11 protein-coding genes are annotated in these 10,479 nt (G+C 66.3%); 3 read left to right on the top strand and 8 right to left on the bottom strand.

Going from position 1 to position 10,479, the window contains the following annotated elements; all coding sequences use genetic code 11:
* Nucleotides 1–239: 239 nt before the first annotated feature.
* Nucleotides 240–833, bottom strand: coding sequence for a hypothetical protein (locus EP380_RS22665; protein ID WP_238720019.1), 594 nt, complete (start codon nucleotides 831–833; stop codon nucleotides 240–242).
* 254 nt (nucleotides 834–1,087) lie between these two features.
* Between EP380_RS22665 and EP380_RS22660 the strand changes: the two genes are divergently transcribed.
* Complete coding sequence (locus EP380_RS22660; RefSeq protein ID WP_127601073.1) at nucleotides 1,088–2,770, top strand: electron transfer flavoprotein-ubiquinone oxidoreductase; 1,683 nt, start codon at nucleotides 1,088–1,090, stop codon at nucleotides 2,768–2,770.
* 38 nt (nucleotides 2,771–2,808) lie between these two features.
* On the opposite strand, the gene EP380_RS22655 is transcribed toward EP380_RS22660, so the two are convergent.
* From EP380_RS22655 to EP380_RS22640, 5 genes are all read right to left on the bottom strand, one after another.
* On the bottom strand, nucleotides 2,809–3,801 hold the full coding sequence (locus tag EP380_RS22655) for an endonuclease/exonuclease/phosphatase family protein (protein ID WP_127601071.1): 993 nt from the start codon (nucleotides 3,799–3,801) through the stop codon (nucleotides 2,809–2,811).
* 92 nt (nucleotides 3,802–3,893) lie between these two features.
* The gene (locus EP380_RS22650) at nucleotides 3,894–5,396 is read right to left on the bottom strand and encodes an AMP nucleosidase (protein ID WP_106571009.1); all 1,503 of its coding nucleotides are present in this window, start codon (nucleotides 5,394–5,396) and stop codon (nucleotides 3,894–3,896) included.
* A 58-nt stretch (nucleotides 5,397–5,454) separates the two neighbouring features.
* Nucleotides 5,455–5,652 (bottom strand): hypothetical protein, encoded by a 198-nt coding sequence (locus tag EP380_RS22645; RefSeq protein WP_106571008.1) that lies wholly within the window; start codon nucleotides 5,650–5,652, stop codon nucleotides 5,455–5,457.
* Nucleotides 5,653–5,709: 57 nt separating this feature from the next.
* Entirely contained in the window at nucleotides 5,710–5,877 is a 168-nt protein-coding gene (locus EP380_RS23670) for a hypothetical protein (protein ID WP_164749965.1), read from the bottom strand.
* A gap of 327 nt (nucleotides 5,878–6,204) precedes the next feature.
* Nucleotides 6,205–6,549 carry a DUF2147 domain-containing protein gene (locus EP380_RS22640; RefSeq protein ID WP_127601069.1) on the bottom strand — a complete coding sequence of 115 codons (345 nt, stop codon included), beginning with the start codon at nucleotides 6,547–6,549 and terminating at the stop codon, nucleotides 6,205–6,207.
* Between the two features lie 398 nt (nucleotides 6,550–6,947).
* Here EP380_RS22640 and EP380_RS22635 point away from each other — a divergent pair, with 398 nt between their 5' ends.
* Entirely contained in the window at nucleotides 6,948–7,214 is a 267-nt protein-coding gene (locus EP380_RS22635; protein ID WP_106571006.1) for an SEL1-like repeat protein, read from the top strand.
* A 117-nt stretch (nucleotides 7,215–7,331) separates the two neighbouring features.
* Here the strand turns inward: EP380_RS22635 and sugE are convergent, their stop codons facing one another.
* Entirely contained in the window at nucleotides 7,332–7,652 is a 321-nt protein-coding gene (sugE, locus tag EP380_RS22630) for a quaternary ammonium compound efflux SMR transporter SugE (protein ID WP_106571005.1), read from the bottom strand.
* A 43-nt stretch (nucleotides 7,653–7,695) separates the two neighbouring features.
* Nucleotides 7,696–9,651 carry an acetyl-CoA carboxylase biotin carboxylase subunit gene (locus EP380_RS22625; protein ID WP_127601067.1) on the bottom strand — a complete coding sequence of 652 codons (1,956 nt, stop codon included), beginning with the start codon at nucleotides 9,649–9,651 and terminating at the stop codon, nucleotides 7,696–7,698.
* Nucleotides 9,652–9,810: 159 nt separating this feature from the next.
* Between EP380_RS22625 and EP380_RS22620 the strand changes: the two genes are divergently transcribed.
* Nucleotides 9,811–10,407, top strand: coding sequence for a DUF922 domain-containing Zn-dependent protease (locus EP380_RS22620; RefSeq protein ID WP_238720017.1), 597 nt, complete (start codon nucleotides 9,811–9,813; stop codon nucleotides 10,405–10,407).
* The last annotated feature ends 72 nt before the right edge of the window (nucleotides 10,408–10,479 follow it).

Raw genomic sequence — 10,479 nt, 5'->3', positions numbered from 1 at the left:
GGCGCGGCCTGGCGCGGGGGCGCCGGCGCGTCGCGGTCGCCGACGGCGGGTTCGGCCGGTTGCGGGGGCGCCGGCTGTTTCGGGGCCAGGCGGTTGACGGGCTCGTCCTCCAGCGCCTCGTCGGCGCCGCTGTCGGCATAAAAGAAAAGCAGTTCGCGCAGGTCGCTCACGCCGTCACCTTGTCCTTGCTCGCCGATCAGTAGAGCTTTCGCGCCGCGATGAAAACGGTCTGCGTTGTCTCATGACAGCGGGATGCGTGGATCCTGGACCAGAAAGAAGGTCAATTTCGGCGTAAAATCCGAAATCAGGAAGCCGAAATCGGTCTGTTTGCCGGGATCGACGGTGCCTTCTGTGAAAAGCAGCCGGTCATAAGGCTCGAAATCGCGCTGGTGACGGGAAAATCCGCCGGAAAACACCGTGTCCCGTGCGGTGTCGCGCTGGTTGAAGGACAGTCCGTCGCCGAACACGCTCGGCTGCCCGAGTCTTTCTTGAAGCTCGAACTCGAATTCGGTCCAGGCAAGTCCGCTGGCGTTGCGCGCCACCACGACCAGCCTGAGGAACCCGTTGGCGAACTTGCCGTCGAAACTGTAGAGCCGGATCGGCGCCTCGGCCCGGATCACCAGCGTCACCGGGCTGGCGGAGTAGAATTCCTGCGTCAGCACGACCGGATCGTCGCGCGTGCCGACGCCGCGGGCCGACAAGATCCTGAAACCGCCCAACTCGTCGGAAAAGGAATAGGCGCCGGCGCGCCAGCGTTTGCCGTCTTCCGCCGCGGCGGGCAACGCCAGGGCGGTCAGCCACAAAAGGGCGGCAAGCCGACGAACCAGTCGCATGGCCGCGCGCCGTTTGCGTGCCGTATCCATCGCTAAAGTATGCCCGACTTTGCGGCCCGGGCAAGGCGGCGCGTCGGCTTGGCATATTTTGACGTTTACGTTAAGGTAATTAAATAGATGCGCGAAACAGCGGCGCTGTGTCGCCATCGCGGTTTCTTTCGTTCGTGCAGGCACTAAGGTATGGCGAAGCGAGCTTTTTTGTGACAGGCGATGGCCGCAAGGATAGTGCCGCGCGCGCCGATTTGGAGGAGTGAATGAGCGAAGCCGAACGCGAAAGCATGCAATTCGACGTGGTGATCGTCGGCGCTGGGCCGGCGGGACTGTCCGCGGCGATCCGTTTGAAGCAGCTCAATTCCGACCTGTCCGTCGTCGTTCTCGAGAAGGGCGGCGAGGTCGGCGCCCATATTCTCTCCGGCGCCGTGGTCGACCCGGTCGGCATCGACAAGCTGTTGCCGGACTGGCGCGACGATGCCGAACACCCCTTCAAGACGCCGGTGACCGACGACCAGTTTCTGCTTCTGGGGCCGGCGGGTTCGGTCCGTCTTCCCAATTTCCTGATGCCGCCGCTGATGAACAATCACGGCAACTATATCGTTTCGCTCGGCAATGTCTGCCGCTGGCTGGCCGGCCGCGCCGAGGCGCTCGGCGTGGAAATCTATCCCGGTTTCGCCGCCGCCGAGGTGCTCTACGACGATGCCGGCGCCGTCATCGGCGTGGCCACCGGCGACATGGGCGTCGAGCGCGACGGCAGCAAGGGGCCGAACTACGCGCCGGGCATGGCGCTGCTGGGCAAATACACGCTGATCGGCGAGGGCGTGCGCGGCTCGCTCGCCAAGCAGCTGATCGCCAAGTTCGACCTCGATCGCGACAGCGAGCCGCAGAAATTCGGCATCGGGCTCAAGGAACTCTGGCAGGTCAAACCCGAAAACCACAAGCCGGGCCTGGTCCAGCATTCCTTCGGCTGGCCGCTCGACAAGAAGACCGGCGGCGGTTCGTTCCTCTATCATCTGGAAGACAATCTGGTCGCGGTCGGTTTCGTCGTCCACCTGAACTACAAGAACCCCTACCTGTCGCCGTTCGCCGAGTTCCAGCGTTTCAAGACGCATCCGGCCATTCGCGACACGTTCGAGGACGCCAAGCGCGTCTCCTACGGCGCCAGGGCGATCACCGAGGGCGGGTTCCAGTCCGTGCCCAAGCTCGTCTTCCCGGGCGGCGCGCTGATCGGCTGCTCGGCCGGCTTCGTCAACCTGCCGCGCATCAAGGGTTCTCACAACGCGGTGCTGTCGGGCATGATGGCGGCAGAAAGCGTCGCCGAGGCGCTGGGCGCCGGCCGCGCCGGCGACGAGCTCGCCGGCTATGACGAGACCTGGCGGGCGAGCGAGATCGGCCGCGACCTGAAGAAGGTGCGCAATGTCAAGCCGCTCTGGTCGCGCTTCGGGCTCTATCTCGGCGTCGGCCTCGGCGGCTTCGACATGTGGCTGAACACGCTGTTCGGCTTTTCGCCGTTCGGCACGCTCAAGCACGGCAAGACCGATGCGGCAGCACTCGAGCCGGCCTCCGCGCACAAGAAGATCGACTACCCCAAGCCCGACGGCGTCCTGACCTTCGATCGTCTGTCCTCGGTGTTCCTGTCCAACACCAACCACGAGGAGGACCAGCCGGTCCACCTCCAGGTCAAGGATATGGACCTGCAGAAGGAGTCCGAGTTCGACAAATTCGCCGGGCCGTCGACGCGCTATTGCCCGGCCGGGGTCTACGAATGGGTCGACGCCGACGGCGATTCCGTTGCCGACAAGCCGGGCGCGGCCGGTGCGCGCTTCGTCATCAACGCGCAGAACTGCGTGCACTGCAAGACCTGCGACATCAAGGATCCGAACCAGAACATCAACTGGGTGCCGCCGCAGGGCGGGGAGGGGCCAGTCTACCCGAACATGTGATCCTGGCGCGCCGCGCCGGCCGCGTCAAACACGCCCCGTCACCGGCCGGCCGCGCGCGCGACCGTGGTGGCCGGCGCCGCGTTGGCGGGAGCGTCGAGGACGAAATCCGCCACGACCGGCACATGGTCGGAGCCCGCATCCGCGCCGCGTCGGGTTTGCACGAGCCGGACGCCTTGCCGGGTCATCACATGATCGATCGGCAAGCCGAGCGCCGGCCTGAGCGCCTGCGGCAAGGCATGATATAGCCAGGTGGCGCCGAGGCGCGGCGGCGGCTCGAACCCGCCATCGGCCACGAACCGGCTGAAAAACGCGCTCCACGGCGTGGCGTTGAAATCGCCGGCCAGGATCGTCGGGCCGTCCAGTGCGGCGATCACCGGGGCAAGCCTGGCGGCCTCGGCAGCCTGTCGCGACGGCCACGGCCAGCCGAAATGCACCGCCGCCACGCGAACCGTCGTGCCGCCGAGATCGATGCCGGCATGCGCGAAGCGGCCATTGAGGGTGCAGGCTCGCCGCGCATCGGCAGCAAACGGCCGGCGCGACAGGATCGCCACGCCGCCGACGCCCGCGCTCGCCGCGCAAACAAGCCGGTATGGATAGGCGGCGGCGATCGGCTCGAGCGCCGTGCGCCACCGCGGCGACACCTCGTTGAGGGTGACGATATCGGGGTGCTCGCGGGCGATCAGCGACAGCACCCGTTTGGGATCGGGGTGGTCGAAACGCAGGTTCAGCTGCAAAAGCCGGTAGCGCGCCACATCCTGCTGTAGAGTCCACGCTCCGGCGGCGGCCGGGCTGTGCCAGAACGGGCCCGCCAGCGTCGCCACCGCGGCCAGGATGGCCACCGTCGCCGCGCCGGCCCCGGTCCGGCGGGCGCCGAGCCAGGCCATGACCAGACCCGCGACAACCAGCAGCCCGGCGACATGAAGGCGCAGATGCGCGAAGGAATCGAACGCCGGGTGCAGCGCGCCGGCGAAGCCGGCCGCCAGCGCCAGCGTCAGTCCGAGCGCGGCGGCCATGGAGAGCTTGGCGAGCATGCGTCGTCCACGATGTCGTTTATGCGTCGATCCGGTCATGCCTCGCCTTGAAGCCGGCAAGTGCGGCACGATCATGATCGCGCCGCGACACGCTACTGGAAGGCGGTTTCCGAAAAGCTCCTGAGCTTGCGCGAATGCAGCCGCTCGGGCGGCATCTCGGCAAGCTTTTCCAGCGCCCGGATGCCGATGGTCAGGTGCTGGGCGACCTGGCGCTTGTAGAAGTCGGTCGCCATGCCCGGCAGTTTCAACTCGCCGTGCAGCGGTTTGTCCGAAACGCATAGCAGCGTGCCGTAGGGCACCCGGAAGCGGAACCCGTTGGCCGCGATGGTGGCCGATTCCATGTCGAGCGCGATCGCCCGCGACTGCGACAGGCGCTGCACCGGCCCGCGCTGGTCGCGCAGTTCCCAGTTGCGGTTGTCGATCGTGGCGACCGTGCCGGTGCGCATGATGCGCTTGAGCTCGTAGCCGGCGAGCCCGGTGACTTCCGCGACCGCCTCCTGCATGGCCACCTGCACTTCCGCCAGCGCCGGGATCGGCACCCACACCGGCAGATCGTCGTCCAGCACGTGGTCCTCGCGCACATAGGCGTGCGCCAGCACGTAATCGCCGAGCGCCTGGGTGTTTCTCAGTCCCGCGCAATGGCCCAGCATCAGCCAGGCATGCGGCCGCAGCACCGCGATATGGTCGGTGATGGTCTTGGCGTTGGAGGGGCCGACGCCGATATTGACCATGGTGATGCCGGAATGGTCGGGCCGGGTCAGGTGATAGGCCGGCATCTGCGGCAGGCGCGGCGCGGCCTGGCCGCTTCCCGGCGCGCTTTCGCCGGCCGCCGTCACCAGATTGCCCGGTTCCACGAAGCTCGTGTAGCCTTCCCCGCCCTTGGCCATCAGCGTGCGCGCATGGGCGCAGAATTCGTCGATATAGAACTGGTAGTTGGTGAACAGCACGAAGTTCTGGAAATGGTTCGCGCTGGTGGCGGTGTAGTGCGACAGCCGGTGCAGCGAATAGTCGACCCGCTGGGCGGTGAACGGCGCGATCGGCAGCGGCTCGCCCAGGCCCAGCTCGTGCGTGCCGTTGACGATATGGTCGTCCGTGCCGTTGAGGTCGGGCACGTCGAAAAGATCGCGCAGCGGCCGCTTGATGCTGTCGGCGACCGCCGCCTCGACATAGGCGCCTTCGCCGAACGCGAAATGCACGGGGATCGGGGTTTCGGATTCGCAGACCGTGACCGGCACGCCGTGATTGCGGATGATCAGCGCCAGCTGGTCGATCAGATAGTTTTCGAACAGGTCCGGCCGGGTGATGGTGGTCGAATATTGCCCCGGTGTGGGCATGTGACCGTAGGCGAGGCGGGTGTCGATCTGGTCGTGGCTCGACACGGTGACGCCGATTTCGGGGTAATAGGCGCGGTAGCGCCGGTCGACCGCGCCGCCGTCGGCGAGGCCGTTGAAGGAGGCGCGCAAAAACGCGGTGTTGCGTTCATAAAGCGCCTTGAGCGCCTGCACCGCCGCCTTGGCGTCGGTAAAGCTCTGGCGGATATAGGGTTCGGGTCGCGCGATCGTCTCGATCGGTTGTGGGTAGATTCGCTTTTCCATATCCCATTATAGAGAGACTTGGCGCGCTCGGGGAGGGGGGCAACGATGTCGCGGCGGTTTATCGCGCCCGGCGCAGCCCGACGACGATCACCAGGCCCGCGCCGCTGGTCGCGTTAATGTCGCCGCCGACCAGAATGGCTTCGTTCCCGCCCTTCGCCGGCATGGCGAGCAGCGGCACGCACAGGGCCGCGGCGAGAAGCGCGAGGCGGGCGCCGGCGGCAAGAGCGGCCGGGAGACGGGCGATGACATCGTTCATGGGGGGCTTTTCCGGACTGGAACTCTACTGGAACTGTTATCTTTACGGACGGCGGCTTCAGCGCGCCGGCGGCGTGCAGACGAGGCCCTGTTCGAACACACACGGGATGAACAGGCCGATTTCGAACGAGCGCGCCGGACGACTGCCTTCGGCGACGAGGATCGAGAAGCCGAACCCGAAAATCAGGATGAGCAGCGAAACGATGGTGAGGCGGCGCGCGAGCATGTGGTTTTCCCTTCTTGCGCCCCCTTGTGCCACCGCCGGCCTGAACCCGCCCTGAGAGCGGCGTTCATCGGCCGTTCATGTGGCCGCGGCGTGGTGGGAAAAAGGCGGCTCGCATGCCTCCGCCCACCATTCGCAACGAAAAACCCCGCCGCGCGGCGACGGGGTTTGCCAAGGTTTTTTCGAGGAGACCGGCGGCGCGCACGGTCATGCCGCCTTGTCGCGGCCCAAAAAGGCTCCAGGCGAAGCGCAAGCCGGTTCGCTATTCGCAAACGCGTTGAACCGATCGGTTAGAGCCGGACTGCGAATCCGCCAAAAAGCAGAGCGGTTCTAAAGTTTTTGCCAGGACTGCGACTGGCACAGCAGCCCGCCGAACACGCAGCCGCTCATCTTCATCGAGGATCCCGACAGCGATGCCTTGCCCGTATAGGTCTTGTCTTCGGCCGGGTCGGTGATCTTGCCCTTGTATTTGCCGTTTCCGGTCGCCTGCATCTTGCCGATCTGCTTGCCCTTGTGGTCGCCGGTCTTCAGCGTGATGCAGAAACTGCCGCCGCATTTGGCGATGCCGGCGGTTTCGCCGGACTGCGTTCTCCAGTTTCCCTCGATCGGATCGGCCAAGGCCGCGCCGGCCGACATGATCACGGTGGCAAGGGTGATCGCGAAAAGTCTCTTCATCCGTTTCCTCCCTGGTCGGGCTTCAGCCCCTCGTCTTACGCGAACGTTAACGTAAACCAGGGCGGGCCGCGACGAAAGCCGTCATGGGGAGGAATTTGCCGCCTGCCGGCGCGCGCAAGATCGCGCCTTGCCGACACGCCCATTCGCGGCCGTGGTTAGCCAAACCTTGCCGGCGGCCATCGGCATTTTAACGACAAGAGCGCCGATTCCCCGGAAATCCGCGGGGTTCGATCGTTAACGAATCCCTTGGTTTACCTCTTGTTTTCATTTCATTTTCTCCAAATTAAGCACGCCATTTAACGACGGATTCAAGCCTCGTCGCCATTCTCGGAACCATCGAAACGGCGGCACACCGAACGCAACCAGGCCGCCACAACGCGACAACAGGGGACTGAAAAATGGCGCGATATGAGATGCTTGAAGCCGGTGCCGGCGATATCGGAAACACGGCCCAGGCCGACATTCTGTTCGAGCTCGGTATGATGTATGCGACCGGTCGCGATTGCGACGTCGACATGGTGGCGGCGCATAAATGGTTCAACATCGCGGCCATCAAGGGCTCGGAGCGCGCCGTGGCGCTGCGCGGCGAGATCGCCGCCTCCATGTCCAAGATGGAAATCGCCCGCGCCCTGCGCGAGGCGCGCGAATGGATGACCATGCATTGAGCCCGGCCATCACGGCCAGGCGGTGCGCGGGGGCGGGGGCTGCCGGGGCGCTGCCGACGACGAAAGCCGCGCTGGCCATTGACGGGCCGACGCGGCTTTCCTGTTTTGGACCGCGCCTCAGGTGCCCGAAAAGATCTTCAGGCCCAGAATGCCGGCCACGATCAGCGCGATGCAGGTAAGCCTGGCCGCCGTCGCCGGCTCGCCGAACAGCACGATGCCCAGGATCGCCGTGCCGACCGCCCCGATGCCGGTCCACACCGCATAGGCCGTGCCCACCGGAAGGGTGCGCAACGCCGCGCTCAACAGATAAAAGCTGATCGCCATCGCCGCCACCGTCAGCACGGACGGCACCAGACGGCTGAAGCCTTCGGTATATTTGAGCCCGATCGCCCAGCCGATCTCGAACAGACCGGCAAAAAACAACATCACCCAGGCCATCTGCGGTCCTTTCGATAAGCGAACCGTTCGCCGCGAAGGGCAATCAATCGGCGGCGAAGCGTACCAGTACCGTGCCGTCGGTGACCTGCGCGCCCTCGGTCACGATTTCGGCGATCGTGCCGTCCTGGCCGGCTGCGACGGTGTGTTCCATCTTCATCGCCTCCAGCACCAGCAGCGCCTGGCCTTTCGTGACCCGCTCGCCCTCGGCCGCGCGCGCCACCTTGACCAGCCCCGGCATCGGGGCGCGGATCGTGTCGGTTCCGGCGGCCTGTTCCTCGGCCTCGGCCACCGGGTCGGGGATTGAGAAACTGTGTCCGACCGCGCCCTCGAACACGGTCACGTGGCCGGGCCACAGCGCGACCGCTGCCGAACTGGCATGCAGCGCGTCGAACACGAATTCGTTCTTGGCGCCGAGCCCGACCGCGAAGGCGCCGCCTGGCCGGGCGGTGACGCTGGCCGTGATCTCCTCGCCGTCGCGGACAAGCCGCACGCGCCGGGCGATCGGGTTGAAATGCGCATAACCGGCAAGCGTGTCCCATGGATCGGCCGAGGTCGCGTCGTGCACCGCGCCGGAGGCGGCGAGCGCGGCGCGCGCCACGATCGCCGCGCCGGGCGGAGCGATCGCGGTCAGGGCCTCCTGCTTGCGCGCGATCATGCCGGTGTCGACGTCGCCGGCGGCAAAATCGGCGTCGCCGGCAAGCGCGGCCAAAAACGGGATGTTGACGGTCGAGCCCGCGACCTGGGTTTTTTCGAGTGCCGCGACCAGGCCGCCAAGTGCTGCCGCGCGGTCGGTGCCCTTGGTGATCAGCTTGGCGATCATCGGGTCGTAGAAGGGCGAGATCGCGTCCCCGGCCGCAACCCCGGTGTCGACGCGCACGCTCGTGTCGTCGCCGAGCCGGCGCGGAAACTCCAGATGGTGCAGGGTGCCGATCGCCGGCAGGAAATCGCGCGTGGCGTCCTCGGCATAGATCCGCGCTTCGAAGGCGTGGCCGTCGAGCCGGATTTCCTCCTGCGTCTTGGGCAGGGTCTCGCCGGCGGCGACGCGCAATTGCCACTCGACCAGGTCGACGCCGGTCACCATCTCGGTGACGGGATGCTCGACCTGCAGTCGCGTGTTCATCTCCATGAACCAGAACCGGTCCGGCCTGAGCCCGTCCGAGGCGTCGACGATGAACTCGATCGTGCCGGCGCCGCTATAGTCGATCGCCATCGCCGCCTTCACCGCCGCCGCGGTCATGGCCGCACGCATCTCGGCGGTCATGCCCGGTGCGGGCGCCTCCTCGATCACCTTCTGGTGACGGCGCTGGGCCGAGCAGTCGCGTTCGTAAAGATGGACCGCATGGCCGTGATTGTCGCCGAACACCTGCACCTCGATATGGCGGGGTTTTTCGACATATTTTTCGATCAGCACCCAGGGATCGCCGAAGGCCGCCTTGGCCTCGCGCTGCGCGGCCGCCAGCGCCTCGGCGAAATCGGCCGGGTCGTCGACGCGGCGCATGCCCTTGCCGCCGCCGCCGGCGCGCGCCTTGATGAGCACCGGATAGCCGATCTCCTTGGCCTTGCCGGCCAGAAGCACCAGCGCCTGGCCGTCGCCGTGATAACCCGGCACGACCGGCACGCCGGCCTTTTCCATCAGCCGCTTGGCGGCGTCCTTCAGGCCCATGGCGCGGATCGAATCGGCCGACGGGCCGATGAACACCAGCCCGGCGGCGACCACCTGGTCGACGAAATCGGGATTTTCCGACAGGAAGCCGTAGCCGGGATGGATCGCCTCGGCGCCGGTCTCGCGCGCCGCCTCGATGATCCGGTCGCCGACCAGATAGCTTTCCGCCACCGGCGCGGGGCCGATCGCCACCGCCTCGTCGGCCATCGCCACATGCATGGAGCGCCGGTCGGCCTCGGAATAGACCGCGACCGTCTTGACGCCGAGGCGCCGGGCGGTGCGGATGACGCGACAGGCGATTTCGCCGCGATTGGCGATCAGGATCTTGGAAAACATTCATCCTCCACGAAAGGCGCCGAACGACCCGCCGGTTAAGCCATGTCCGGGCGGCCAAGTCCAGCCGGCGCCGGCGCGGGAAGCTTGCCAAATCGGGCCGTTTGTGAACAGTGCCTGTCACTGCACCCCGTCGAACCGAACGGCAAAGAGGATCATCGATTGCGGACCGGCCTGCGCGCGCTCTGTCTCCTTGCCGGTCTGGCGGCCTCGTCGCCGGCGGCCGCGGGCGACTGGAAACCGGTCGAGAAGATCGTGACCTACGCGATCTCGGGGCGAACCGGCATCGAGCTTTATCGCTCGATCGGCGAGAACGGCCCGAAGATCGGCGTCGGCCGCGCCATCGCCTACACCGATTTCGATCTGAAATGGTCGCGCAACTACGTGCCGGAGCGGGGCGGCTGCACGCTCGCCGCCGCGCGGCCGCATCTCGTCATCACCTACCGGCTGCCGAAGCCGAAGGGCACGCTGCCGCCCGAGACGCGTCCGCGCTGGAAGCGCTTCATCGACGGAATCGAAAAACACGAGCGCGTGCATGGCGCGCTGATCGTGGAATTGGTCGAGCAGATCGAGGCGGTCTCGGTCGGGCTGCGGACGGAAAACGATCCCAAATGCCGGAAGATCCGCGCCGAACTGACCGAAAAACTGGCCGCGCTGTCGCAGGAGCAGCGCCGCAAGAGCCGCGAGTTCGACCGGGTCGAAATGAGCCAGGGCGGCAATGTCCAGCAGCTCGTGCTGGCGCTGGTCAATGGCGGATGAGGCCGGTACACCGCCCGTCGCGCACGGTCGTCTTAACCCTCTGGATAGCTTCGGCCCGTAAGGCGTGATCCT

It is taken from the genome of Nitratireductor alexandrii (assembly GCF_004000215.1).
In the GTDB taxonomy this organism is placed as follows: domain Bacteria; phylum Pseudomonadota; class Alphaproteobacteria; order Rhizobiales; family Rhizobiaceae; genus Mangrovimarina; species Mangrovimarina alexandrii.
Note: the sequence above shows the minus strand (reverse complement) of the source record. Positions and strands in the feature narration are given on the sequence as shown.